This window comes from Aeromonas sp. QDB54 (assembly GCF_027707385.1).
GTDB classification, from domain to species: domain Bacteria; phylum Pseudomonadota; class Gammaproteobacteria; order Enterobacterales; family Aeromonadaceae; genus Aeromonas; species Aeromonas hydrophila.
The window spans coordinates 16,314-42,151 of sequence record NZ_JAPCIT010000024.1; the positions used below are offsets into that span (position 1 = coordinate 16,314).

The window sequence follows — 25,838 nt, forward strand, 5'->3', positions numbered from 1 at the left end:
GGGTTTCCCCCTGCCCTTTAAGACAAATGACTGAGCCGGATTGGCTCAGGCGATACCTCTCATCAGCTTGACGAAATCGATGCTCTCTTGCATTGCACCTGGCGTCTGACCTTCGAGTTTCACCGCCAACATGCCAGAGTCTATCCCGTTGACTGCATCCATATGTGGATACGGGGGGAAAGTCTCTCTTGGTGGGGCGATGTAATCACCAAACACCGCGAACAACTCCCGGCACTCCAACGTTGAACCGCGCAGCAACGCCACTTCCAGTTGCTTGGCATAAGCGTCGTCTTCGCGAGACTTGCTTACGGCTTTATCCAACAACTCAAGGGCGCCGGTTCTGCGGGTCTCTGTCAGCACATAACGCAGCTTATCCAGCGTTTCCGTCAGGGTATACGAATCGGGTAATCCCATGTTCTCTTCCTTCATGATGGGGAGGGAACATGGCCCAAAGGGGCATGTTCCCCTCTGGGTTTGTATTGAGATCTGGCTAGTTGGTTCCGACAGTACAATCGGCCAGCGCTTTGGGGCGCCAACCATTGTCCATCAGCTTCGCGACCAGAAACTGTGTTTCCGAACCGATGTGAGGGTTTGTTACCTTCACGCCGAGCTCGTTAAGCAACGGTGCGTACCGAAGATGGAAGGTGTTACACCAGGTCCGGTAAACCCGCCAGTCAACATTCACGTAGTCACCCTGGATTTCTGCACGAAAGGTGCTGCATCCCTGGCGCTTGGTGCTGTAGACATGAGGCTTGCGCCGGTACTGCATGAACCACTGATCCCATTGTTCGAGATCCGCTTCCTGCACTTCCAAGTTGATGTACCGGTAGCAAGGGATTGTCAGCAGCTCTTCTTTAGAAAGAGGCGCGAGTGTTGCTTGATATGCCATGTCTGTTCTCCTTGAAGGGAGAGCAAAGCAAGCCCCGTACCGGGCCTACTTTGCCCGATAAGGTTTTTTTGAATTACCCAAGAAGGTACGGTGCAAGCCCAGTCAGGAAGCCAAGGACTCCCAGAACTGTACCGACTACGCCCATCTTGATTGACAGCTGAACGCTCTGATCCCGATGGTTCCAGAACCATTGCCATACTTCCCAGCGCTTAGCCCTGCGAACCTCAAGCTCTACAGCGCCTTTGAACCGGACACCAAGCGCATCGACCGCATCGTAATCCAACGCTATCGCTCCCTTGGTGATAGAAAGCCCACCAGGGTTACCCATCGCATACCGCAACACCTTCGCTTTGGTCTCGGGGTTTACGATGACAACCGGTTCCCTGCGGAAGAACCTGGCTTTATCTTGCCTCTTTGAGTCCATGTTAAAATTATGGAACCTGGCAATGCTGTGTTGAAGCCCCGAATCCTCTACAGGTAGGGGCACAACCATTTCGATTTTCATGACTCACTCCTTTTCGGATAGGCCGGGGTAATTGCCTTTCGGCATTACCCCGGTGAGTTGCTAATGGACAAGCGACGACTGAACCATGATCGCATCTCCGGACTGCATGACCGGGAGATACTCACATGGCGCATGGCCGTGGCTTGTCTTCGAACCAGTGCGGGAGTAAACGGCCAGTTGGCCGTCCCGAACGTGGATAGGCATCCCCAGCTTTTTCGCCGTCGGCGATAGCGTGAGGGTACCTTTCAGGTCAACCAGAGCAGTTGCCCAATGGAAGTCTCCTCCACCGATAGTCGGCTGAGAATCATCCACCAGCTCAACTATGAGTGGCTTCATACCTCTCCAGCTCCAGAGGCTGTTACCAAGCGATGAGGCCAAGGCCTCGAACGCAGGATAAGCAACCGACTGCCCGAGGATCTCGTGAGCAGTCGTGTCCGACAGGCCATCAATCAGCTCCTCGGGTATCCCCTTGATCCGACAATGTTCGGCTGGGGTGAAGAGCCTGGATAGCTCACTCTGCTCCGGATGAACAATGAACGGCTCGGTTGAGCGACACTTTGAGTACCCCTTGCCTACCGTGCCGCAGAAAGCTTCATCACCTGTCAGGAGCTGACGTGCGAATCCCTTACCTGCGGCCTTGTCCCTCAATTCTTTATCCGCCAGATAGTCGAATGACTTCCAACGTTGAGAATCGAGTGGGACAGGCTCAAGAATGTCTTTGATGCAGCTTTCTTTGGTACGGACTGGCTGAACCTGTTCAAGGTCAAACCCATCAATCCCGTGGGAAAGCGCAACGACGCAAAGACGCTTGCGACATTCAATGACACCGAACTCATTACCGTCGAGTATGCGTTCCTGCACGAAGTATCCTAGCGAGGAGAGCACAGACCGGATCACCTCCATACTGGCGGTTTTCTGGTACTCGGGAACGTTCTCAATCAGAACCATTGCTGGATTGAGAGCTTTGACAAACTCAAGGAAGTTGAAGAACAGTGCTCCGGCATCCTGGTGGGATTCGGCATATTCCAGTTTGTTCTTACTACGACCACTCTTAGAAGCTCCAGTGCAGGGGATCCCGCCGATCACGATCTCACATTGCGTGGGATTCCTGCTCAGGTTCACGGCCTGGATGGGTGACTCAATAGCTATCGAGTTTTCATCCCACAGCTCAGGGTTGTTGGCGAGGGACGAGTCAAGATATGACCCTTCCATCTCGACAGCAACCGCGATAGAGCTTGCGATACCCGATCTCTTAAACCCCGCGTGGATCGCTTTATCCAGCACACCGCCCCCATGGAAGAGGCTGCATACCGAAAGAGGCTCTCCCTTCTCCAGTTTGCTGGTGAGGCGGTTGACACGCTCAACGACTCGCTCATGTTGATGATGAGCAGAGATCAGAATCGCGCCTTGACGAATGAACACCCGGAGCATCTCAACCCCGTCAAAGACGGTAGCGAGCTCCTGCGCGTTCAAATCGATGATGGGGGTGACACGGCCATTACGCTCCCGCTTGCTGACCGTGAACTTGCCCTCTTCCTTGACCCGAAGAACGATTTGAGAGTCTCTCAACTCCAGATCGAACTTAGTGCCAGGCGAGTAGCCTTCACGCAACAGCTTGTAGCCTTCCAGCCACACACGCGGTTTGCCCCGATGTTCCCCTAATTTGGTGTTAACGATAGTAGCCATATTTGTATCTCCTTGGTGTCGGGAGAGCCACTACCGCCCCAGTCGGGAGGTGTGGCCCCGAGTGGGTTAATGTGTTTGTTGTATCACGCGAAAACGTACTCAATAGCTGAGTGCTTCAAGTAATACACGGTGTCACCATGCAGTTTCGACCGGTGGTAGCTGACGTGGTAATCGTCCGCCATGGTCATACCCTGCCTGGGTGAGCGTGAGTAACCTAAACAAGCCTCCAACTCGTGGAGGTCTGCCTGGTCTACATGCTTCAAAAAGGTACTGCGTGAGACATCTCTGGACAGATCCACCATGTCTGACAATCCGCCTTCGGCGCTGACATCATGTTGCGGCCAATTCACACAGCTGTTCATGTATTTCATTCCGGACATAGCCTTCTCCTTTAGCAAGAGAGGCCACTACCGGCCCAAGCGGGGGGTGGTGGCCCCCAATTGGGTTTGTGTGTTGTCAGTACAAAGCGATCTGCATTACTGAATGGCGTGGGAGTACCCAGCCATGTTCTCGGGGAAGGTGTAGCGGTTGATGTCCTGACTGCGAGCGAGTCGCAGATAGACCTTCTTCACCCGCACCTCGTCACCGTTGGGCTTTGCAGAAACTTTTCCATTGTACTTCTCGGTCACCAGCTGTTCGGCTTCCTGTTGATCGCGGCCTAATGAATAGCCGTAAATCACGTCGGTGAACCCCAGCCCGGTACCCATCGAATAGATCACGTCGTCAAAATAGACATCGGCAAAATAAATGCTGTACCCGTCTTTGAGGTGTAATTTTTCCATGATGCTCTCCAAGTAAATTGTGAGCGCATCACGTCCCAACCGGGCGGATGCGCCGGTTGGCGTTAATTGAGTTGATTACGGACAGTCTAACTAGCCAGATCCTGGCCGCTGTAGACATGACCCAATCGCAGGCAGTCAAGCACATGCAAGTTCGTCACTTTGTCCCGACACCACAGGCCAAATAGAACTGACCAGTCGCTTGGGTAGTGCCCTGCACAGGACTCACGCTGCTTACGGGTTTTCGCTTTCGCCAGCTTCGCGTTATACGCAGCGTTGGCGGCCGCAGCCACTCGTTGGTTCAGCAAGTCGTAGATCTCATTGAACCGTTGATCTGGTAGCAAACTTGCGTATGCCATGGTCGTGCACTCCTATCAAGAATAGGACGCAGTATCCCAGCAGGGTATGCGCCCTGATTGGGTTGGATTTCTAATGAGCCTGCTCGTGAACATCAAAACAATACTGCCCTGATTCACAAGAGCCGAAGCCGGAAGTGAATCCATCCTTCAACTTGGCAACTACTTCATCAAGTTCGACAGCCTCATCCAGACCAGCATCGCTTTCGATGAAGGCGGTCAACCAGTAGCCATAGCTATCGGTACCATGGGTGAGCGCATCCTCCTTTTCAGTGAGGAAGCGGTGGCAAATAGACTCGGCATCGAGGTTGTCGATTGGCCGCTGCTTCTGAGTTTGGCGTTGAGCCACGCGAAGTGTTTCTTTGATCGCCTCAAGAACCAGGGTTTTGATATTTACATTCATGGCGTACTCCTTAGGGGTAAAGAAGGACGCACGACCCGAAAGGGAGTGTACGTCCCAATGGGTTTTTGATGGTCTGACCGGAGATGCCGGTCAGGATAGGCTATATGCTGCTTGTTTTGGGAGACCAGCTATCTCACGTTTCACTCTCGACAGAGAGCAAAATCTTGCTTTCCGAGAGACACAAAAAATTTTCACATGTGAAATTTTATGCCTCTGGGAAAGCAGGGGGTTACCCCCCCACTTTAACCCGCGCAAGGCGGTTTAGGATAGACTCAACGCCTTCCCTAATACCAGATGGGTCATAGCCCGCTTGAGCGCAACAGACGACGAACGAGAACGGATGGATGTCATCTGACATCATCCACCCCATCGTCTCCCGTTTGATCTCCACTCCAGCTCGACCATCGGCCAGGACTCTCAGGCTATGCCAGAGCAGTCCGTCTCGTAATTGCCAAACCTCATCATCAGTCCATTCAAGCTTCGGCTCTAACGGGATAATTTCTGCGGTTTTAGGCATCTCTTCCAGAAAGAAAAGTTGTAGCTCAAGCTGGTTTACATTCTGGATCAGTTTCACTGCACTCATGGTAGCTCCTTAGACGGGCACCATGTCCCCAACAGGGCACAGTGCCCCGGTAGGGTTAGAGTCATCGTTACTTCGCGCCCACCAGACGAGAATTGATATTCTCCTCCAGCCAGTCGTAAAGCGATTCAAGGTCACGTTTATGCTCCGGATTGCTTGCTCGGCTGGCATCTTTCGACACCGCGCTCAGCATGGCCCTGGCCTCTGCAACCGACTCAGAATTGTTCCCTGGAAACACTATCAGTTGACTGTGTTCTGTCATGGTCTTCTCCATTGTGAACAGAGGACCCTCCCCCATCAGGGCGAGTGGCGCCGTGGGTTAACAGTTCATGAGCAACAACTCGGTGATCACGGCCATTGGCTTAGTCATCATCGTCGTCATCACAGATGCAGAGGTCACGCGCAACGACTTCTGCGGCGATCACTGCATAATCATGGCCTTGCCAGAACCACTTCTCTGCCAGCTCATAGGCTTCGGTGGAAGGCTCTCCATAACCATGTGCAACCACATAGTCATGGAACATGTCCTGATCAAAGGACCGGCCTTCCGCCTCCATGAACCAACCTAGAGGACACTCCAAAATGCGATGCCTGACGACATCACGCTCGGAGTAGCCTTCACTCATGTACAGGATCTTTAGCGCCAACCAATTGAAATAGATATAAAAAAGGCTTCGTTTGTGATCTAATTTTATCGCCAAACAAAATCAACACGCGCGAAGCCTATGACCATTATTAATGCTAATCACTATCTGGAGCAACTCCTGGCTCCCGCCGCACTCGAGCGCATTGCTCGGCTCTGCAAGTTTTGTCTGCGTCAGCGCGCCATTACCCCTGCCATGCTCGTACCTGCACTGTTGCGGGCCATGGGGGGCGACCAGGTCAATGACATTGCCAGCTTACACCGTCATTTCAATGCCTTGCAGCTGACGAAAGAGCATCAGGTTTCTTACAAACCGTTTCACAATCAGCTGCGTAAAGAGAGCTTTGCCCTGTTTATGAAAGCGCTGGTCGAACGGGCCATCGCCTTGCGTATCGACCATCAACTCAAAGCGGCCTCCCTCGGCGCGTTCAAGCAGGTGTTATTGCACGATGGCACCTCCTTCGCGGTGCACCGGCGTCTGGCGGCTGACTTTCCCGGCCGGTTCAAGACCATCAGTCCGGCGGCTATCGAGTGCCATATGACCATGTCTCTGTCGGAGCAGAGCCCACTGTGCATGAGTGTGTCTGCCGATACCGCAGGGGAGCGGCAATTTCTCCCTGAGGCTCACAAGCTGGCCAACTGCCTGCTGCTGGCTGACGCGGGTTACATTGACAGGGCCTGGTTTGAGCAGGTGAACGACGCTGGCGGATTTTATCTGGTGCGAGGAACGCAAAGCCTGAACCCCAAGATAATCCAGGCCTGGCGCGGTGATGGGCGGGAAGTGCCAAAACTGGCGGGACTGTCACTGAAAGAGGCAGGACGGCGGCGCTGTCGGGCCGAGGTGCTGGATATGGTGGTGAAGTCCGGCAAGGTCGAGTACCGCTTGATCCGACGCTGGTTTGCCGAGGAAAAGCGGTTCTGCTTGTGGATGACCAACCTGCCGCGAGCGGCATGGTCAGCAGAGCAGGTGATGAGCCTGTATCGCTGCCGTTGGCAGGTGGAGTTGTTATTTAAAGAGTGGAAATCGCACAACCGGCTCAAGGGGTTTGTGACGGGGGAGAAAGCCATCGCCGAGGGATTGGTGTGGACGAGTTTGCTGTCGCTGGTGATGAAAAGGCGGGTCGCGCAGAGTGTGATGACAGGGAAGCTATCGATGTTGAAAGCGTCAAAGAACAGTACGACATGGTGGTTGCCGCTATTGGAAGCAGTGGCCCATAGAGCGCTGACAGAAATAAGGGAAAGACTGGAATGGGCAGCTGATTATTTGGCCAAGAACGCTTGCCGAACCAAGCAGAGAAAATCGATACAGAACAGGACCTTGGAAGGAGTTTTAAAGGGACTCAACGCTTAAGGTCCTGTACATGAGCCTTCACTAATGGCCTGGGTCAGCATTTCACGCGACACACCCGGAGGAGAAATAATCTCCAGGTTGATCCCTTCACTCCCGGACAGCTTCTCATCAAACGGCAGACCAGCCAGTGAAAGGTGGTTACGTCGGCACCAACCGATGGCTCGCAGGATCCGGCTTTTGTCGGCACCTTGAGCTGTGAATCGATTAAGCTGCATACACACCTCCAACAGTCTCCGCCTGTTCGAGCTCACTCCCCTTTTCGACCATATCTTTCAGATCAAGCAGGTTCATGTCCGAATCCAGGGTGCAATCAATAGCAGATTGCACAATGCCTTTGTGAGCGAATGTCAGAACAGTCTCCAGCGTGGGAAGCAGCGCTTCGGCCTCACAGTCGATCTGATTCAGAACATCGAGCAAATTCCAATTTTCGAAGGGCCCCCAAGCAGAAATATCGTCGGGTAGCTGTTCGTTGGAATCTTCACTTTTTTCAGCCAGCTCGCACAAATACAGATAGGCTGAATAGCCATTTTCATGCGTTCCCAGATCACTGAGCATCATCGCGGCAGCGTGGTTGTAGGCGATCTGTTCCAGTTGAGTTTTGGTGGACATATTCTTTTCCTCATATTTCAGAGGAACCTCACCCCTCGGGGGTTGGCCCCTCCGGGTGGGTTAAATTTCAAGGGTCACGTCAGTCTTTGCTTTAGCGCAACAAACCAATACTTCCCCTTCGTTCACAAATGCTATCGGCATCTCTTCATAGGCGACTTGGCCTTTGACGAGACGAGTCCTACACATGCCACAAAAGCCACTGCGACAATGTGTTTCGACAGTAAGGCCCTTGCGTTCGATCTGAACCAACAGCACATCACTGCTGGCACGGAGCTCAATATTCATGGTCATGTTCCTTAGGGTTAAGAGAACGTGACCAGCCCATCCGGGAAGTCACGCCACGGAAGGGCTACTCAGCAAGTGCATAGACACCGGCCTCGCGTTGAACAAAAAACTTACTGTCTTCGATAATTTGCCTGACATTTTCACGCCAATACTGACTATCAAAGTGTTTCGCATAAGCCTCCATCTCTTGATAAATCTGCTCTAGCGTTAACGTCTTTCCCTGCATCACACGCCTTATCGCTGCACTCCAGGTAGTCGCAACCGATTTGGTGGCTCTACGGTCAACAGCAGGAAGAAGACGAAGCGATGTAGTGGAATCACTACGACGAAACACGAGGAGCTTTTCATGTGAGATACGGACTAGCTTCCCGGCATACTGGGTGCGATCACTGACACAGTTGTGCTGCGTCTTGATGATCTCATCCACCAGCTTCCCAGGAGCCAGACGCTCAACGAGACTGGACAGGTTGTAGTAGTCCCCTTCCCGCCTCAGATTGCCCATCAAGATCCCGTAGTGGCCGCCCGGTTCGCAAGCATCATGAATATTCATGATTGCGAGCTCCAGCGCTTCCACAAAGGCAGGTAAGGTCATTCGACTCATATCCCACTTATGTGGCTCTCCCCACTGCTCACCGGAATATTGGATCATGTCCCAGTAAGGTGGATGCCACCAGATTAGATGGGCAGGCTCTCCGAGAAACGCCCGGAAGTCGTCCCGCAACAGATTGAACCCCTGGTGCAGGTCTGTGCCTTTGAAACGAACACCAAGTTCGTTGGCGACATCGACACTGGATCCTCCCCCGATACTGGGGTCTGCAACCAGGCCTTCGGGCTTTCTCATGTAAGACTCGATAAAGTCTTTTACGATGTGACCCGTGCAGTTGCCGCGATACTTGTTGTTTCCATAAGGCCCCCGATTTTCATAGGAGCATACTGACGATTTGAACATGGTGTCCTCCATTTTGGATGGGGCGCACCTGCCCCCGTCAGGGGCATGTTCGCCCCTGGTTAGGGATTAATTGTCCTCGTACCACTGGCACAGACGACCGTAATCACGTTCGAAGGATCCTTCATCAGGAGACCTCATCATGACCACATCACCTTCGCAGTAGGTACAGAGCTGTAGCTCATGCACGTTTACCCAAAAACCACTGTAAGGAGATGGCACGAAAGCGATCTCCCAACCGGTTCCGAGGTGATGTCGGAAAAACATCCAGGCATCTCCACCGAGGTGTTTGAAGCGCTCCATCTCGGAACCATGCACAGTCAATTCAGGCTTGGCCCGCCCGGTACTCAGGCGTTTCTTGATGATGCGCCAGATCCAACGAAGCCGAGCGAATTGTCGGTTGGTATCTTTTTTGAACCACTGGGGATTACGTTTGTACCAGTAGAACTTGGCAAAAATCTCCCCGGATAGAGAGCTCAGTTCGTTCTTATCGAGCTGTTCGACAAAGCGAAGAGCCGCACTGTCACGGGTGATCATCGTTTCCAAGGTGGATAGGTTGTTCATAGGGGCTCCTTAGTGATGTTTTGGAGCCACCAGCCCCTTGGGGCAGCATGGCCCCAGAGGGTTGTTATTGAGTGTCAGTAGTACCGGATAGGTTCGATCATGATCGCCTCCTATCAGCGCTGGCTAGTGAAGCGAATTGCCTTGCCCACGAAATCAGCCATCAGGTGATTTCCGGAGGTCAGGAAATATTGCTGCCACTGAGCCCAGCCACCTATCGAGTCAACGTTGGACGGTGACTCGAAAATCCCCCAGACCTTGAGGTCACACCCAAGAGCCAACACTTCGTTGACCTGTTTGGATATAGCCTCCTTCCCGAGGGAAAGAGTGAGCTGGCGTGGCGGCTGCATGATCATGCGTTCCGCTTCTTCGAAGTCGATCTTCTCGATGACGCCGCTAAGGGTATCAACCGAGTACGTAATGATTTGCTGTCCTGAGTTCCCCCAGATCCAGTGAGTCACATGAGTGGGGTGAACCCCAACCTTTGTCGGCACCAGGGCAGACCCGCAAGTGCGGAGTACCCATACCAACTTGTGACCGCTGAACGTCTCTACGAGGGATAAGTCCTTAGACAAATCCTCCACGTAAAATTCCGGCAGCTTGTTCTTCTTGGAGATGCTCAGCATTTCTGCTTTGATTTTTTCGATGTTAGTCATATGCGTTCCTTAAGTGTTGAGGACGCACATGACCCAACGGGCGCTGTGCGCCCGAGGGGCTGAGGTAGATTGCTGTTTGTTTTGGGAGACCAGCTATCTCACGCTTCACTCTCGACAAAGAGCAAAATCTTGCTTTCCGAGTGACACAAACAATTTCACATGTGAAATTTTATGCCCCTAGGAAAGCAGGAGGGGACCCCCCCCTCATGCTTAAATTGTTGCACAGCAACAGCATAAGCGATAACGCTCAAGCTGCCCTTTACGGGTGAAATAACCGTGACAGACGGCCATCCCCAAAGGGGACAACCGTCTGGATTATTGCACCCTGTTGGGTGCATTTCTCACTTAGTCACCAACGAAATAGAGCCGCGGGTGGATTTCAAGCGGAAAGTTCTCTTCTTGTTCTGGATAGCCCATTCGGCCCATTCCATAGGAAGGCTTACCGAACCATCATCACCACCAAAGAGGTCGCACTTATTCTCGTAGAAGTCATCATCCAGCTTGGGATTGCAACCAGCTGCATAGACCACTGTTCCACGAGAGGCCGGAGTACCTTCAGCTTTTGCGTTGGTGATCAAGTACAAGCCATGATCCCCTACCAGCACCAGCGAAGGCTTCACTTTGCTCTGGTCGATGTACTTTGAAGACGGCCAAAAGAACCCACCTAACTTCTCAGCTTCCTGCTCACTGCGGCCATGTTCATCGCGTGGAACGCCATCCGGATACATACCGGGATTGAACAGATCACCAGTGCTGGCTGAGTAGGCTTGTGTGGCTTTGAGTTCGTCTACAAGCTTTTTCACTTCTTGGATGTTGAAAGAAATGATGGACATGAGTATTCCTCGATAATCAGAGGCCTCATCCCCCAGCAGGGGGAAATCAGCCCCCTGTGGGTTTTAATAAAGGGCGGTGACCCAAGGGGTAACCGCTTATCGTTTCACAGCACGGGACCAGATTGATCCCACACTACACTTTCACACCGGCCCAGTTTGCTGGGGTGTATGCCGCCCCGCAGAGGAAGGAAGCGTCGGTTTTCAGTACCAGTACATCTTGATAGTCTGGCGTCAACTCGACGCCATTCAGATGTGTGCATTGGTAGTACAAACCCTCACGAAGCACTTTCAGTGTGTAGCCTTTCGTGGTCGTGATGGTTGTGGTGTTTTCCATGATGATTTCCTCAAAAACATTGAGGCTTCATCCCCATTAGGGGAACTCAGCCCCCGATGGGTTCAAAAACTGGCGGCTACCCAGGGGTAGCCGCTTTATGCTCAATCAAGCCGCGAAAGAGGTCAGGGACCGCTCAAGCAACTTGAACAACGTGCGCTGGAGAGCCGCCGCGTCATCAATGACAATGTTCGTTGGGAACAGTCTTGTTACCGCGTTGGTCTCAACTCCAATGCCGATTACTTCAACATCACTGCGTTCACAGAGGTTGATGACAGAGCTACAGGCCGGGGCATTTTGAGGTGCCCCATCTGTCACTACGATCAACATCTTTCGTTCTTCACGGGTCTTAGTGAGTTCAAAGGCAGCATACCAAATGGCTTCCGCCATCGGGGTATTACCTCTCGCTTTGAACCCGAACCGACCGGCCCGATTCTGAACAGTCTCTCCATGTTTCACAGCACTGAACACCGGTTGATTATCGTCGCCACCAAAGAAGGTAACGGCCGGATTCACTCCGGGGATCGCCTCCAGCGCCATAGCAATGGCGAGGGATGCTTCCCGTGCGATGTCCTGACGCTCCTTCCCATTGGCTGCCCGATAGGACATAGACGAGCTCATATCAACTAGGATGTGAACCGCCGTGTTCGGGCGTTTCTTGTCTTCCGGTTTGAGGAAGACGCGGGTGTCGCCGGTAACTACGCGATGTAGCTTCCGTGCGTCAACACGCTTCCCTGAACGCTGAGTGCGATGAGCAACTCGCTGGCTGGCTTGTACCAGGCCGTAGAGCTGCGTTCTGATCTTGGCCGTGGTGCTCTTTACATTCCCAATCAGGCTTTTACCTGCGATGGGGTTGTTGTGAGTGTCACTGGCAGTGCGAACAGTCGTATAGCTGCTGTTGCCCTGCTCCTGTGCCACCTGGTTGAGCTCAGCTTTCAGTGCATCATGCGCGTCACCACGCAAATCACCTGCACCGGCATTAAGAACCTGTTGGAGCAACTTGGCCGCGTCCTGTTTGGACGTGCCATTATCACCACCAGCAGATTGCTGTCCTGCCTGAGTGCTCCCATCGGCATTCGATGAGCCTTGGTCGCCTTGTCCTTTCGGATCAGACTGACCACCAGCCCCTTCTTGCTTCTGGTCTTTGCCTTGCTGATCGCCACCATTGCCACCTGCGCTTTGATTTTGATCCTGCCCACTCCCGCCCGGATTGTTCTGAGGTTGCTCGCCACCTGCATTTTGCTGATTTTGATCACCCTGACCATTCTGGGATTTTTGCTCTTCTTTCTCCTTCTCCTCCTCAATCATTTTGATGATCTCGTCGGTCAAGGAAATAACCTCAGCGGTGGATTTCGTATTCACGGCTTTACGCAGCAAAGCGTTGAGCCGCACAACGACACCTTGAGGGAACACTCGCCCGATAACGGTGGTTGCCGAATCGAGGTAGGGTTGCAGGACTGTTTGGCCCACAGCCTTGGTTTGCAACCAGTAGAGGCAAAACCCTGTCAGGATCGAGGCCGGGGCCTCGTCATCCGTAACATGCTCATAATGGCCTGCTTGCGCCATATAACGAGCCACTTCGTTCAGGGTTTGCGCGGTACCGGGGAAGAGATCCATCATGGCCCGTTCGATGCGGCAGTCCTCCAGGATGTTGGACAGCTCAGCATGAAGGCCTTTACGGCGATGCACGCCAAAATCCGTAAAACGGACGTGGGCAGCCTCATGAGCCAAATACCCCCAGACGGCATCCATGTTCGGATAATCGTCAGGGATATTCGGTACCACGATGGTTTTTCCGTCGGTGTAAGCGGTATCGTTACCGATCGCCACTTTGACACCGAGCTTCTCTCCATAAGCAGCTGCCACGATAGGCAAGGCGCTATAGATGGTTCTTTTCTTGGACATATCGTTTCTCCAGGTAGAGAAGGAGATAGTCCATCCCGGAGGGTGGCTATCCCCTCCGGGTAGGTTTATTGAACGAGGCGCTTAGAAGTAAAGATCGTTTACGCCGTCGTCTTTCGGTGGCGTCTCAACTACGGGAGTTTGATTCACCACTACATTTTCCACTGGGGTTTCCAGAGGTTCCTTAGCCACGTCCGGTACTACCGGTGCAGCCTCGGTCTTCTCCTCTTTCTGACCACCAGCATCATGATTTTCTACATAGTTGTTGAAGAAGGCATCGATGTCAGCCTCATCAACCAGCACCTCAGCAGCTTGCGCATTGGTGTTCCCGATTTCGGGAGCAATAGGTGCAGCAGGCTGTGCATTACTTTGATGGAGCGGCGTCTGATCGGCGCTTGCAACGAGCTCAGCACCAACCACACCCTCGGCCATCCCTTCCACGGTGAGCGAACCGTTGGCGTATTGTTCGATACGCCCCTTATCGCTCATGATCAGCACTGCGGCCACAACCTGGTAGAAGAAAGGTGCAACGACATTTCGCCCCTCTGCATGTTGATCGTAACCCCGGAGGGTTTGATCGAGCAGCTTAACCAGTGGGGTAAACGCGCTGTTCAGGAAGCTCAGCCCATCCACTTTATCGCGGATGTTCCGGAGTGTTTGTCGTGTCGTGAGAGCACATTGATCACGGCCCGCCAGACGCTCCATGTAGAACTTATTGGCTTCCTGGGTAACTTCGGTAATGAGGTCATCCCCGAGACACTCGACCTTGCGGTTGAGCTTCATTGCATGGCCTTTATCGCTATCGGCCACGATCATGAATGCCTGGTATTCGAAGGCAATCCGCTTCTCGACAGTCTCCTTAGGGAGAGCGCCAGCGCGAAGAGCACCTTCGTATTCAGGGTTCTCCAGACACCACTCATCAACAGCCATGTTATAGCCCCTGATGAAGTCTTGTTTTAGAGCATTGAACTGGCTGCCCACATCATCGAGCTTTCCAGTAATTTCATCGACCTTCTCTACCGGCACGGCAAAACCGTTCATGAACGGCATACCGAATTTCAGCAGGAGACGGCGAGTTTCTGTTTTCAGACGATGGAAGCCTTTCAGCTTCGCCGGATCACAGATTTTTTTACTACCGAGCAGTGCAATCTTCTCGGGGGGGATTTCTCCGCCCACTCCCAACTTCAAGTCCGCAGCGGTCAAACGGGTCTGGCCGCTCCAGATGTCGAAGTCAACGTGAATGATGCACAGGCGATTCAGGTGGTTCACTTTAGTCATGATGCACTCCATATTTTTGAGGCGCATCACGTCCCATACCGGGCGGATGCGCCCGGTTGGGCTAGAAAAAAACGTTCGTTTGCTGTTTGTTTTTGGCGACCAGCTATCGCACTTTTTCGCTCTCCGAAGAGAACAAAATCTGCTTTCCATTGGAGACTCATGGAGTCCACAGTGGAAAACGGGTAAAGCGGGGAAATCCCCGCTTACCACCAACTTGACGTTACTTCTTCCGATAGATTTTGGAGAGGGGCCAAGACCCTATCATCCACAATGTACCGTGGTTTCACCGAGCCAGTTACCGTCACTCGGCACCGCTCTGATGAGTTTTCTCTGTACTGGTCGATGTCTTCGGGCTTAACACCCGCAGCCTTGTCAGCCAACAGCTTCTTGTAGTCCACCCTACCTGCCGCTTTGTACCTTGTCACCATCACGCCACAGTAGTCGGCATGGAAGTATTGCCCCATGAGGGCCTTCATGGTGTCGAGGTGAGGTTTCTGCCTCTCTTGCAACTCGGCCAAGCGCTGTTTCAGCTCCTGAGCCTCTGCATCATAAAGACGGTACTCCTCAGCCGCAGCGATCCATGCGTTAACCTCTTTACCTTGCGGTATAAAGAGGTCTTTCTCCGGATCTTTTTCGGGCTCCTTCTTGTCCACCACCTGCTGCCAGAACCGCTGTGCCTCAGCCAAGATTTCTTGAATCATGGCTTCATCACGGAGTATGGGGAACTCCAGGATCAGGCCTTCAAAGTAGAAGACTAGCCACCCTTGCTTTGCACCCGTAGCCAGGAGCTGATGTTGCACCTGCGGGTAGTAAAGCCTGTATGCGTTGCTGTTTGCTTTCTCAAGACAAACGTCTTGCCAGACAGTCGCGCTCGGGCATTTCAGCTCGACCGGCTCACCGCAATCCCTCAATCCATCCAACGAAGCACGGATGAGGGGATATTGTACCGATTCGACACAAACCGGGAGCAGCATGTCATCATGCTTCTCCTCGAAAGCTCGCCTTGCCAAATCTTCATTCGCAACCCCTCGGCGAACCAAAGGATTGAGACTCAGATCGACTTCTCGCGCATATCCGGTCTTCTCGGCCCACAGTCTCCATCGGGTTTTGTACGGAGAACGATTGAGCAAGATAGCGGCGTCGGTGGCGGTTATGCCTCGACGCCGCCATGCAAGCCAATCCTCCTCGCGCTGCGACAGGTTGACTATTTTCATGACGGACCTCTCCAGTGGTTAGGAGGGAGATCCCCCCAACAGGGGGGAAGCCCCCCGGTGGGGTTTATTACTCGTACCATACTTCCTCTTCCATCACGGGAGGCTCCTCCACTTTACTTGATGGTTGGGAATTGGATTCCTGAACTACCGGTGCTGCACCTGCCTGATCATGTTCAATGACCGGCCCTTGCATGTCCTGGTAGTCGGCATCAGCGGGGGGCATGTGGTCCATCTGCTTCTCACGAAGGTAGTGAACTGCATACGCCAACTGAGTACCTTTGTATCGCTCTTCAACATACTCGTGTGCCGCAGACCAGGCATTGCCTTTAATGGCGCGGCCAACGAGTTTGGTCAGCATGGGGTCCATTTCTTTGTGCTCAATGAGCACAACTTCCTGAACCGGCTCTGGCACGATCTGACTTACGGTTTCCGGTGATGGAAGATTGGCTACAGCGGGATTGATCGCCGTAGCTTGCTCCATCTCGCGAATGCGTTCGGCTTCATCCTGGTCGTAGATACCAGAGAAACCTAACGCGACCCGAGCACACTGAATCAACACTTTATGACGGAGTTGACGCTTGGTGTGAGTCTGCCAGGGACCGTTAACTGTGTACGCACCATACTCACCATCCCCCTGAAACGGCGGACGATAGACCTCATCGAGAAACTCCTTGATGCGGGTGGGGCGAGATCTGTCCTTACGGTAAATCACGCACTCAATCCACTCAGGGCACTCGACATTTGCCCCCGGCATTTTGACCATTTTGTCCGTATAGACGAACTCGACGCCATCATACTGAGGGTGGTCATTGATGATACGGCTCCAGCCATCAACGCCAACAACCGGAACAATCCCCTTATTCTGCTTGTCAGGAAACGCATAGATTTCCCGAGTAAAGGGGTTGAGGTTGTATTGTTCCGCAACAACCATGAGCGCCAGCATCTGCTCATGTGTCGGCTCACTGCCATCACGCTGCTTGAATGCCGTTGCTTTCAACGTTGCATAGAACTTATCGCCATCGACTCCGAAGCGGGAAGCCATACGGACAACCAAGGAATTAGTTTCAGACATGGTGTATCTCCAATGTGATTGGGGGACACCATGCCCCTCGGGGCAGTAGTGCCCCCGAAGGGTTAATTACAAGTAACTTGGAAGGGAAAAGCTCCCTTCCGAAGGTTAAAAGAACAAGTCCTCTTGCTCGGTTTCAATCCCAGCCAGACGGATCAGTGCAGACGCAAGGCCAAGCCTTTCCGCATCCTTCCTCACCTCGTCATAGCTGAAACCGAACCGCTCAATGAAGGGTACCAGCGAATCAAAGTTCGAATACTCAAAGGGGTTGCCCTGCTCATCGCAGAACGTCACCCATGGGGCATTGCTCACACCGACGAAATGGTAGGCATATTGCTGTTGCAGGTATATCAGGATCAGCAACGGCAAATAACCATGTTCGTAGCGAATCTCACCAGCGCCTTCCAGCGTGTCAGGATGGATGGTGTTTTCGCCAAGACTACGATCTACCCTCAGCTCAAAACCACTGTCCGTTCTCATCAATGCCCCGGATAGTTGCTCATCATCGCTCCCATCTCGCTCAACTTTAAACTCAATCAAAGTGGCGGCTTCGGCAAATACTCTGTTGAGAAACTTTTTGTAGATCTTTCCCCCTCCAGGTGGAGGGGTAAACAACCAGTTGACTGAACACCACACAGGTGAGGTGTTCGCCCGCTCCTTTACCACTTCCTGCACAATACGTGTCGTTGCGTTTACCAGTACCTCGTCCAGGTAGACATACCCCTGCTCGATTAACTTCGACACATGCTGCTTTTCTTGGTCTTGGTAGACCATCGGGATGGTTTCAAAGCTGTTGGCTTCAAAGGTATTTCCAAGCTGCTGCTCGGACCAATTTTGAGCCTTTCCATTTATAACAACCTGACAAATTTCAACCATCACTAATTGGCCCGGTGCTGAGGAGCTGGGCTCCCGCAGCACTTTGAAACCAATGAACGTTTGATTAACTTGCCAAGCGGTCACAGTAGAAAAGGTGTAACGACGGCACAGACAGTCATTGAGCTTCATATCCGCCCTCCCCTTAGCGCCACTGTTCGCCAAACACATCCTTCGCAATGCGCAGGACAGCTTCACGTTCCTCTTTCGCGGCCCGGATAAGCAGAGCTTGATCCAAGGCGTACTCAAGAGCGTTAGGGGCACCACGGAAGGCGAGAGAGAGCTTGGCCCAGCGCACCAACGTCCGAGTGGACATGGTAATGCTGAGCTGACCATCTTCACCGTTCTCACCGAGGAACAGCTTGCGCACCTGGTTGGCGATACGCACCATTCCACTTCGGATGTTCTCCGGCAGGTTGGGAGTGACACGTCCAAGAATGCTGAGTTCAGCAATATCTTCGGCATATCCCACCTTGATGAAACGATAGCGATCCATTGAGGCGATATTCTGCATCATCACGCCCTGGTACAAACCAGAAGCATCACCGGAACCAGTAGAGTTGCCGGTAACAGCCACACGAAACATCGGGTGCGGCTTGATGATTTCACCACCGTTCTGAGCGATCACCAGAGGACGACCTTCAAGGACGTCATTGAGACCAGCCAGTTCGGCAGGATCAGCCAGATCCACCTCGTTGATGAGGAGGATATGACCTTCACGCATGGCAACTGCCAGCGGTCCATACATGAACTTCATGACAGGGGGTTCACCGGGGTTAGCTGCAATCAGCGCGTGATGTCCGATCAGGTCGCACAGCTCCATCCGCCCATGGGCAGTGATTTGCTGTACAGGCCAATTCAGACGACCCGCGATTTCAGTGATCCCAGAGGTTTTACCTGACCCGGTAGGGCCCGTAGTGAACAACCCGTCACCGCCAGGTTCTTTGAGGAAGGCCAAAACCTCTCGCAGAAACTCTTTGCGGAAAACGTAGTTGGGATCAGTAGCAGGGATGAACGGGTTAGTGGTATCGGCATAGCCAACAGCCAAAACCTTTTCCGGGATGCTTGGCATACCGAAGACCTTGCTTACTGAGTATTGAGCGTATTGAGACATAGATGCGTTCCTTATAAATGGCAGGCGCATCTATTCCCGAACCGGGAGGATGCACCCGGATGGGTTAGAAAAAAAACGTTCGTTTGCTGTTTGTTTTTGGCGACCAGCTATCGCACTTTTTCGCTCTCCGAAGAGAACAAAATCTACTGACTGATGACCGAGCCATGAGTGAGCAGACTTGCTTCAAGTTAGAGGTGGCCTCTTTGTGAGGCCACCTATTAATGGACGAACATCATCACATCGTCGTCCTGGCCGATGACGCCCGTTAATTTGGCCCATCTCTCCGCTTCGCTATGCGCCAGTTCTGCGCTGGAATAGAGTGTCGAGTCAAACCTAACTTCGCGCCCGTCGGCAAGGTAGATGACGCCCTTGTTATCGTCGTATACGTGTTGTTGCATTCGACATTCCCCCTGTAGCTTGTCGTCAAAGCCAGCTCATGCAGCGGGCTTTAAAGACAAGCCACAGAGGCTTGACCAAAGAGAGAGGTGACCCTCTCTCTTTGTATTAACTATCAGCGGTAGCCAAACCACTCAGCAATCTTCACCAGCGGGCGAGAGATGAACCAGGCGGGAGGGATACATGTAGCGATGATAGCGATTTCCATGATGTTGCTCCTGGAGTTAAAAGGGGCAACATCCCCAGCGGGGAGAGTTGCCCCGATGGGTTAAAACAGTCAGTGACGACCGAGGTTACCAGACGATATTGGTACCCTTACGCAAGTACGCAGGGACATCGAGATCCGGATAGGCCAGCTCGAAATCAATACGCGGAACATTAAATGCTTGCGGTTCAAACACAACAGTAGCTTTGGGCTTGCGGGCTTTGGCTACGTTCTTTGTTATGACGGCCTTCAAAGACCGCATTGCTGGCTCGACAAGTTTGTTCTTGAGGAACAAACCAATCGAAGCGACTGGGAGCTTGTTCCAGAGGAACAAGCCGACGCGCTGAAACAGCTTGGCAAGGGCAACAAACGAAAGTGCAAAGACCTTCGCGCCGATGAAAAGCATACCCAGAGCGACGAACAGAACAGCAATGAAAGTGATGATGTGCATGGTGTTACTCCTGAAAGGTATTACAGGGGCAACACCCGATAACCGGGAGTACGCCCCCGGTGTGGGGTTTAAAAATGCCAGATGGCACATAGCAGAATGCTGTTTGTTTTTGGAGACCAGCTATCTCACACAAAGTCGCAGAGCGACTGAGATGCTTCAAATATAGCGGATCTATTTCGGATAGAAAACGCTGTAGGTGTCCATTTTGGGCAACTTGAGCGATCTGATTACGAAAAAAATCTCTTTATCCTTATCGTGCGTTTACCCCGTACCCTAAGGAGCATATCAATGGCAGAAGCAGAAATAGCTGTCGCGGCAAGCCAGCCGCGTCCTAACATCAGTCGTCCGGACTACTCTCGTCCGGTGTTTAAAAACTCAGTCACAATGAACAGCCTCCAGGCACAACGTGTCATGGACCGCAGTTTCGACCGGGTATCTAACTCATTGTTCTCTATTGATGTTATCCTCCGCATCATCGGCGAACAGGATGAAATCGACCAGGTTGAAGCTATCATCCTGGAACTCATCGCCAAGGTTTCCGAAGATCTTGATAAGGGCACCGCCCAACTCAAGAAAGTTATGGCAGACAATGGTATCGACGGTATGCCTGGCTACAGCCATCCGACCACCTATGACATCGAGATTAGTTCTCCCCAAGTGGCCCAGTTTGTTCATCTGATCCGCAAGCTTGATGGCTTGATGGGTATCGTCGATACACTCTGGCTCAATGCCATCCTCAGCAACAAGCAACGGACCGAAGCGAACTATCAGTGGCAACAACGCCTGTTCAAACTGTCTGGCCGCATCATTGGCATCGAAAAACGGGCCAGAGTCTCCGCTCATGCCAAGGGCAAAGAGAGTGAAGTTGCGCAAGCCGCCCCGGTCGCCGCTCAACACGAGCTGGATGCCGAAGCTGACATCGAGAACCAGGCTGATAAAGCTGTTGCATAGAACAACCTGTAACAACCCGTGCTTGCCCCTCAGTTGAATGAGGGGCTTTTTTTACAGTTGCATTTTTTGATGCCGTGATATTATCTAGGCCAATGAAGTGAAACCCCATTCAGGTGAGTAAGGAGAACGTAATGAATAAGATACTGATCGCCACTACAGCTCTGTGCATGACTACGCTCTCTGGTTGCGCAAGCACGAGCGCCCGCTATGAACCGGCAACTTACAAAACTGACCACAGCCGCGCCTTCAACATTGCCGAGGCCGGTGACCTGAAAACAGGGATTCAGGATGCGTCTGTTCCACGCGATCAGTTGGAGCGACTGACAGATACCAAAACCTTTGGGGCCGCCTATGTGCTCTCTGGCTATATCTCCCCGAGCGTTAGTGGGTTATCTGACTGGCAGGGCGGGCTGGTCAATTTAGCTAACTGGGCAATAGGTCCCAAGCAGCATGGCTCCCGTAACAGCCTGCTTGCTTGGATGCCCGCAAGCGAGGCTGCATCTCCCGCTGACGCTCAAGCCAAATTTATTTCACATGTGAAATTTTCTGTCGAGTCATCGCTGACCGATCTAGGAGCGCAGTTCACTCTGCTCTACGACAAAGATGGCAACCTGACGTACCAATTTTACAAGAACGAATGGGGCTGCCCGACTTGGATCAATGGTAAAAGTAAGGTTTCGGATATGTGCTCCATCAAGGTACGTGTCGTAGAACCGAGTCGGGGCACAGCTCCAGCGTTCATTACTGGAGTTCAAGGGGATGCGTATGCCTTCACTTCCGGTCATGAAACGCAGTTTAACTTCATCAATGTCACAAATGGCGCAGCAAGCCATGCTCCTGAACAAGCTGTCTATGCCAAAATCAGCCAAAACCTCCCGACTTGGGGCTTCATCTATCTAGCTCCGAAAGAAGTCACTATGGAAAGTGGTGATAAGGTCCAATTCCCATATCTGCTTGAAAAGGGTAAACCCGAGCTCTTTGTTTATCCTTCTTAAACATCGCCCCTTCTCTGGCCGCCATCTGTTAGCGGCCATTTTTTTATCTACAAATACCAGTCTTAGCACCCACTCTGACCACCGCCGAGCGGGAACCGGCTCGCCGGGGCCGCCGCAGGCCCCCGGCCATGATCCCCCCAGCTGGTGAGCCAGCTCTGGCTCCGTCCACCGGCAGCTGCTCATAGAGCACCAGGGCACCGAGCTGGAACCGGCTACCGGGTCGCCGCAGGCCCCCGGCCATGATCCCCCCCGGCTGGTGGGCGAGCTCCGGCATCCAGCCGCACCGGCATCGGCCGCCGCCGCTCGGGAACCGGGGCCGCCGCGGGCCCTCGGCCATGATCCCCCGGCTGGCGGGCCAGCTCCGGCACCCAGCCGCACCGGTACCGGCCTCCGCCGCTCAGGAACCGGGGCCGCCGCAGGCCCTCGGCCATGATCCCCCGGCTGTTGGATGAAAATAAAGTTTCATCCTTTCGCCGCCTTGAAACCCAGAAATTACGTTGCGATCCAGCCCGCTACGATGGTTAAAGTTTCATCCTAAAGTCAGTGATTTGAGCAGTAAGAACGGCTACAGCCCAGCAAAATCAATTCTTTCATCCCGTTGGGATGACACTTTATTTGCAAGGATGAAACTTTATTTTCATCCCACACCGGCTGGTGGGCGAGCTCCGGCATCCAGCCGCACCGGCATCGGCCGCCGCCGCTCGGGAACCGGGGCCGCCGCAGGCCCCCGGCCATGATCCCCCGGCTGGCGGGCCAGCTCCGGCACCCAGCCGCACCGGTACCGGCCTCCGCCGCTCAGGAACCGGGGCCGCCGCAGGCCCTCGGCCATGATCCCCCGGCTGGTGGGCGAGCTCCGGCATCCAGCCGCACCGGCATCGGCCGCCGCCGCTCGGGAACCGGGGCCGCCGCAGGCCCCCGGCCATGATCCCCCGGCTGGCGGGCCAGCTCCGGCACCCAGCCGCATCGGTACCGGCCTCCGCCGCTCAGGAACCGGGGCCGCCGCAGGCCCTCGGCCATGATCCCCCGGCTGGTGGGCGAGCTCCGGCATCCAGCCGCACCGGCATCGGCCGCCGCCGCTCGGGAACCGGGGCCGCCGCAGGCCCCCGGCCATGATCCCCCGGCTGGCGGGCTAGATCTAGCAACCTGCACCCAATAAAAAAGGAGGCATCATGCCTCCCTTTTTCACGCAATTCGGGTTAATTGCTACCAGTAGGAACATCCATATTGTCAGTCACCTTTTTCCTGACAGCATCAACATCAATACCATCTAGTCTATCTGTTGCTCTTTCCTGAGCATTTTTTCTTCCACCATCAATATTAAAATCACTGCCCTGACCGGTAAGCTTGTTGATGTCCATGTCTTGTGGATTTGGAAACTTCCCGTTCTGCTGTAAAATACCGAGCCATTCGGTCAAATCCACTTTATTCCAGTCAATTTTCCCAATGTCAGCCAGAGGAATACCTTGGCATTGTGGGCTTTCTGCCGAGCCAAAGTCTTGTCCCAACTGAGGTCTAACTTGCTCTTGGATAATTCTAGAAAGGGGGGAGTTAAAGCAGCAATAAGCTTCTCGCTCCTCAATACATTGACCCAATACTTTCGTTTTACAATATGAACCAACATAGGTGCAATTATCCAAAGCACGTTGCGCATTCATAGTGAACTCATCTTCTTCACACTTCCAGATCATTTGAATCATGACCATTGTAACGACATAAATTGTATAAATGGTCATTGCCGTACTCATCCATGTGGCGGCGCTTTGCATCAATTGCTCTGCTGCCTGTTCGGAAGCGGCCGCGGCCGCCTGTTCAGTTGCAGCATCTTGCCCAGCTGATTTAAACACATCCATCATCACTTCTTTTATCTGAGCTTTAATCTGATCAATAAATTGATCAACGAACTGCTCAATTGGCTGAGTGAATGAGTCCACACTTCCTGACAGGTTTTCAACGTAACTGGTGAATGGCTTAGTAACTTCGGTCCATCCTTGGACAGCCGGGTCGCGGATTACCTGATATGCCCCTTTCATCACATTACCGTCACTTAGGCTCATTACAGCACCATCCAGCTTTGGCACCGCCATGATCAAGGCGAGGTAATCAGACAAAGAAATATTGGTCGGCTTTTCACAGCAGTCTGATACGCCGCCGACCGCAATTTTACACTCGCCTTTTTTTCCCGCAAAGGCGGAACAAATAACGTTCTCTTCGCCCGTAGGCTTGTCATTTCCATCTTGGCCCGTGCAAGTCATATCTTGAGTCATAAACTGCGCGGCGTTGAGCAATGCCGTTGCTTTTGCAAAGTCTGAGCTCTGCGTCTTAGTCATGTCGAGACAATCGTCACCCATGCAACGAATAGGTCCCCCACACTTGAACTCTGTCTCCTTCTCCATGGAGGGGACTTTAACATCTGTGCCGCAATCGTAGGTATCCTTGAACACATAACATGTGCCTGACTGACCCTGTGCACCGTCAATACACTCTGAGCTGATGAACCCACACTGAGGGTTGTTTTCATACTGCTTGCATGAGTTCAGATTTCCACCATTATTAACCGGGCAATGCTTTTCCCCTTGAGGGTCAACCCAGCACTCCATTTGCCCCTTATAATAATCCCAGTCAGCCTTGACATGTACCTTTCTGCACAAGCGATCAATCCCCGGCAGAGGGGATTCAGCAAGGTCACTTTCACAAACACGAATGCCGTTCAGAATTGTGCATTTATCCGCATCAACCACAGGCATGTCATTGCACACGAAAGAACCCTTAGCAAATTTATCAACGACACCTTTAGCCGAGTCCAAACAGGATTGTGGAGTCCAGGTATCCTTTGTGACCGTTTTAGAAGGGTCAAATCTCAGTTTAATTCGCCCGAACCCCTCACCTTCATCAGCTACCGAAACTCTAATTTTAAATGTAACAACATCCCCTGGGTTAACGTTCTTAAAGTATTTAGTAACGTCTACATTTGGGTTTTGCTCCCAGCTTGTATTCAACTCACATTCACCAGCTGTTTCTGGAGGAAAATCGTTATTCGGCCCCTGCCAAACTTTTGTTTCCGCTCCTGATTTGCCTACCCAAACTTGCATGTAATCGTCATACTTTGCGTATTCCAAAGTTGCAGAAACAATTGCCTCAGGGTTGCTAACAATCACTCTGGTGTATTCTTCATAAATAGTACACCAGCCTTTCCAGTAGTTATCCGCAACCTGACCAATCCATAATTCAGTGCAGTCAGCACCGCACGATTTTATGTTGTATGGACCGTCATAGTGCTTCACAACCGACGCATCATAATCATGAAGAACCTCGCAGTCAGCACTCTGATCCATTACTCTCTGGCAGCGTTCATATTTCGGCACATGAGTATTTAGAGTGGAGTCTTTAATCACTGACTCAGCAGAGCAATCCCCAAACCCCTGTGAAATAAGATCTATATTCTCATAGGTGTCTTTGCTCATATTTAGCATCGGATCATTGGAGAAATCAGGCCTTGAGCGATTGGCTGCATCAAGCAACACTTTATATGCCGCACCGGATATTGATGGACTACTACCATTCGCATCAGAATAAAGAGAACCTTGAGCATTACCGCCTTGCGAATCCATATTCGTATTCGAGTCGTACATACCCTTTAAATTATCAACGTTCGGATTGTTCGCATCCGGGAAGTAGTAGCTACTCCCTTGAGAATTTGAACCGCTAGTACCTGGGAATAGCTCATTGACGCTAAAACTAGCCTGTCCTGATGTATCAAATTTCCCATCTTTGATGGATGGCAGTGTAATTTGCCCGTTCTGCACCGAACCCGACGATCCTTTGAATGAGTTAGCCATCTCATTGCCCAGATCCTGAGCTTCCATTCCGACTTTAGCGATGCCGTCAGCGGCGTACCCATGCACAGGCAGCATTGAAATGGTGAGCGTCAGTGTAGCTGCAATGAATTTGTAGACTACCGATTGGTTGTTCATATCACG

Annotated in this window: 29 protein-coding genes; 3 read left to right on the top strand and 26 right to left on the bottom strand. The window is 52.5% G+C overall.

Going from position 1 to position 25,838, the window contains the following annotated elements; translation table 11 throughout:
• Positions 1-45: 45 nt before the first annotated feature.
• The 9 genes from PG881_RS19745 to PG881_RS19785 form a co-directional block, all read right to left on the bottom strand.
• Positions 46-414 carry a hypothetical protein gene (locus PG881_RS19745; RefSeq protein ID WP_270802322.1) on the bottom strand — a complete coding sequence of 123 codons (369 nt, stop codon included), beginning with the start codon at positions 412-414 and terminating at the stop codon, positions 46-48.
• A 76-nt stretch (positions 415-490) separates the two neighbouring features.
• Positions 491-889, bottom strand: coding sequence for a hypothetical protein (locus PG881_RS19750; protein WP_270802324.1), 399 nt, complete (start codon positions 887-889; stop codon positions 491-493).
• Between the two features lie 73 nt (positions 890-962).
• Positions 963-1,394, bottom strand: coding sequence for a hypothetical protein (locus tag PG881_RS19755; RefSeq protein WP_270802326.1), 432 nt, complete (start codon positions 1,392-1,394; stop codon positions 963-965).
• 60 nt (positions 1,395-1,454) lie between these two features.
• Positions 1,455-3,080 carry a DNA cytosine methyltransferase gene (locus tag PG881_RS19760; protein ID WP_270802328.1) on the bottom strand — a complete coding sequence of 542 codons (1,626 nt, stop codon included), beginning with the start codon at positions 3,078-3,080 and terminating at the stop codon, positions 1,455-1,457.
• Positions 3,081-3,556: 476 nt separating this feature from the next.
• Positions 3,557-3,862 (bottom strand): hypothetical protein, encoded by a 306-nt coding sequence (locus tag PG881_RS19765; RefSeq protein ID WP_270802330.1) that lies wholly within the window; start codon positions 3,860-3,862, stop codon positions 3,557-3,559.
• 426 nt (positions 3,863-4,288) lie between these two features.
• The gene (locus PG881_RS19770; RefSeq protein WP_111589848.1) at positions 4,289-4,618 is read right to left on the bottom strand and encodes a hypothetical protein; all 330 of its coding nucleotides are present in this window, start codon (positions 4,616-4,618) and stop codon (positions 4,289-4,291) included.
• A 229-nt stretch (positions 4,619-4,847) separates the two neighbouring features.
• A complete protein-coding gene (locus tag PG881_RS19775) occupies positions 4,848-5,201 on the bottom strand; it encodes a topoisomerase II (RefSeq protein ID WP_270802334.1) in 354 nt (117 codons plus the stop codon).
• 67 nt (positions 5,202-5,268) lie between these two features.
• Positions 5,269-5,460, bottom strand: coding sequence for a hypothetical protein (locus tag PG881_RS19780; RefSeq protein WP_270802336.1), 192 nt, complete (start codon positions 5,458-5,460; stop codon positions 5,269-5,271).
• A gap of 100 nt (positions 5,461-5,560) precedes the next feature.
• Positions 5,561-5,824: a hypothetical protein gene (locus tag PG881_RS19785; protein ID WP_270802339.1), complete on the bottom strand. Its 264-nt coding sequence runs from the start codon at positions 5,822-5,824 to the stop codon at positions 5,561-5,563.
• 99 nt (positions 5,825-5,923) lie between these two features.
• On the opposite strand from PG881_RS19785, the gene PG881_RS19790 reads away from it, so the two are divergent.
• Entirely contained in the window at positions 5,924-7,192 is a 1,269-nt protein-coding gene (locus PG881_RS19790) for an IS4-like element ISAeme3 family transposase (protein ID WP_041205731.1), read from the top strand.
• Here the strand turns inward: PG881_RS19790 and PG881_RS19795 are convergent.
• The 16 genes from PG881_RS19795 to PG881_RS19870 form a co-directional block, all read right to left on the bottom strand.
• The gene (locus tag PG881_RS19795; RefSeq protein WP_270802341.1) at positions 7,189-7,407 is read right to left on the bottom strand and encodes a hypothetical protein; all 219 of its coding nucleotides are present in this window, start codon (positions 7,405-7,407) and stop codon (positions 7,189-7,191) included. The genes PG881_RS19790 and PG881_RS19795 overlap by 4 nt on opposite strands.
• Complete coding sequence (locus PG881_RS19800) at positions 7,397-7,801, bottom strand: hypothetical protein (RefSeq protein WP_270802342.1); 405 nt, start codon at positions 7,799-7,801, stop codon at positions 7,397-7,399. The genes PG881_RS19795 and PG881_RS19800 overlap by 11 nt, the downstream gene beginning before the upstream one ends.
• 60 nt (positions 7,802-7,861) lie before the next feature.
• Positions 7,862-8,092: a class I ribonucleotide reductase maintenance protein YfaE gene (gene yfaE / locus PG881_RS19805; protein ID WP_223939699.1), complete on the bottom strand. Its 231-nt coding sequence runs from the start codon at positions 8,090-8,092 to the stop codon at positions 7,862-7,864.
• A 58-nt stretch (positions 8,093-8,150) separates the two neighbouring features.
• Positions 8,151-9,035, bottom strand: coding sequence for a DNA adenine modification methylase (locus PG881_RS19810; protein WP_270802347.1), 885 nt, complete (start codon positions 9,033-9,035; stop codon positions 8,151-8,153).
• 66 nt (positions 9,036-9,101) lie between these two features.
• Positions 9,102-9,596: a hypothetical protein gene (locus PG881_RS19815; RefSeq protein ID WP_270802349.1), complete on the bottom strand. Its 495-nt coding sequence runs from the start codon at positions 9,594-9,596 to the stop codon at positions 9,102-9,104.
• Between the two features lie 113 nt (positions 9,597-9,709).
• Positions 9,710-10,249: a hypothetical protein gene (locus PG881_RS19820; RefSeq protein WP_270802351.1), complete on the bottom strand. Its 540-nt coding sequence runs from the start codon at positions 10,247-10,249 to the stop codon at positions 9,710-9,712.
• Positions 10,250-10,590: 341 nt separating this feature from the next.
• Positions 10,591-11,082, bottom strand: coding sequence for a DUF3085 domain-containing protein (locus tag PG881_RS19825; protein WP_270802353.1), 492 nt, complete (start codon positions 11,080-11,082; stop codon positions 10,591-10,593).
• Between the two features lie 133 nt (positions 11,083-11,215).
• Positions 11,216-11,416 carry a hypothetical protein gene (locus PG881_RS19830; RefSeq protein WP_270802355.1) on the bottom strand — a complete coding sequence of 67 codons (201 nt, stop codon included), beginning with the start codon at positions 11,414-11,416 and terminating at the stop codon, positions 11,216-11,218.
• A 105-nt stretch (positions 11,417-11,521) separates the two neighbouring features.
• On the bottom strand, positions 11,522-13,318 hold the full coding sequence (locus PG881_RS19835) for a VWA domain-containing protein (protein ID WP_270802357.1): 1,797 nt from the start codon (positions 13,316-13,318) through the stop codon (positions 11,522-11,524).
• An 81-nt stretch (positions 13,319-13,399) separates the two neighbouring features.
• Positions 13,400-14,593, bottom strand: coding sequence for a DUF3150 domain-containing protein (locus PG881_RS19840; protein ID WP_270802358.1), 1,194 nt, complete (start codon positions 14,591-14,593; stop codon positions 13,400-13,402).
• A 203-nt stretch (positions 14,594-14,796) separates the two neighbouring features.
• Positions 14,797-15,807, bottom strand: a complete 1,011-nt coding sequence (locus tag PG881_RS19845; protein ID WP_270802360.1) for a YqaJ viral recombinase family nuclease — start codon at positions 15,805-15,807, stop codon at positions 14,797-14,799.
• Positions 15,808-15,874: 67 nt separating this feature from the next.
• Positions 15,875-16,879 (bottom strand): recombinase RecT, encoded by a 1,005-nt coding sequence (locus PG881_RS19850; RefSeq protein ID WP_270802362.1) that lies wholly within the window; start codon positions 16,877-16,879, stop codon positions 15,875-15,877.
• 105 nt (positions 16,880-16,984) lie between these two features.
• Entirely contained in the window at positions 16,985-17,881 is an 897-nt protein-coding gene (locus PG881_RS19855) for a hypothetical protein (protein ID WP_270802364.1), read from the bottom strand.
• 13 nt (positions 17,882-17,894) lie between these two features.
• Complete coding sequence (locus tag PG881_RS19860) at positions 17,895-18,863, bottom strand: CbbQ/NirQ/NorQ domain-containing protein (RefSeq protein WP_270802366.1); 969 nt, start codon at positions 18,861-18,863, stop codon at positions 17,895-17,897.
• Between the two features lie 218 nt (positions 18,864-19,081).
• Positions 19,082-19,261, bottom strand: coding sequence for a hypothetical protein (locus tag PG881_RS19865; protein ID WP_270802368.1), 180 nt, complete (start codon positions 19,259-19,261; stop codon positions 19,082-19,084).
• A 291-nt stretch (positions 19,262-19,552) separates the two neighbouring features.
• The gene (locus tag PG881_RS19870) at positions 19,553-19,915 is read right to left on the bottom strand and encodes a hypothetical protein (RefSeq protein WP_270802370.1); all 363 of its coding nucleotides are present in this window, start codon (positions 19,913-19,915) and stop codon (positions 19,553-19,555) included.
• 288 nt (positions 19,916-20,203) lie between these two features.
• Between PG881_RS19870 and PG881_RS19875 the strand changes: the two genes are divergently transcribed.
• Positions 20,204-20,866, top strand: a complete 663-nt coding sequence (locus PG881_RS19875; protein ID WP_270802372.1) for a hypothetical protein — start codon at positions 20,204-20,206, stop codon at positions 20,864-20,866.
• A 131-nt stretch (positions 20,867-20,997) separates the two neighbouring features.
• Positions 20,998-21,861, top strand: coding sequence for a hypothetical protein (locus tag PG881_RS19880; protein ID WP_270802374.1), 864 nt, complete (start codon positions 20,998-21,000; stop codon positions 21,859-21,861).
• A gap of 1,196 nt (positions 21,862-23,057) precedes the next feature.
• Here the strand turns inward: PG881_RS19880 and traN are convergent.
• Entirely contained in the window at positions 23,058-25,832 is a 2,775-nt protein-coding gene (traN, locus tag PG881_RS19885; protein ID WP_270802376.1) for a conjugal transfer mating pair stabilization protein TraN, read from the bottom strand.
• Between the last annotated feature and the right edge of the window lie 6 nt (positions 25,833-25,838).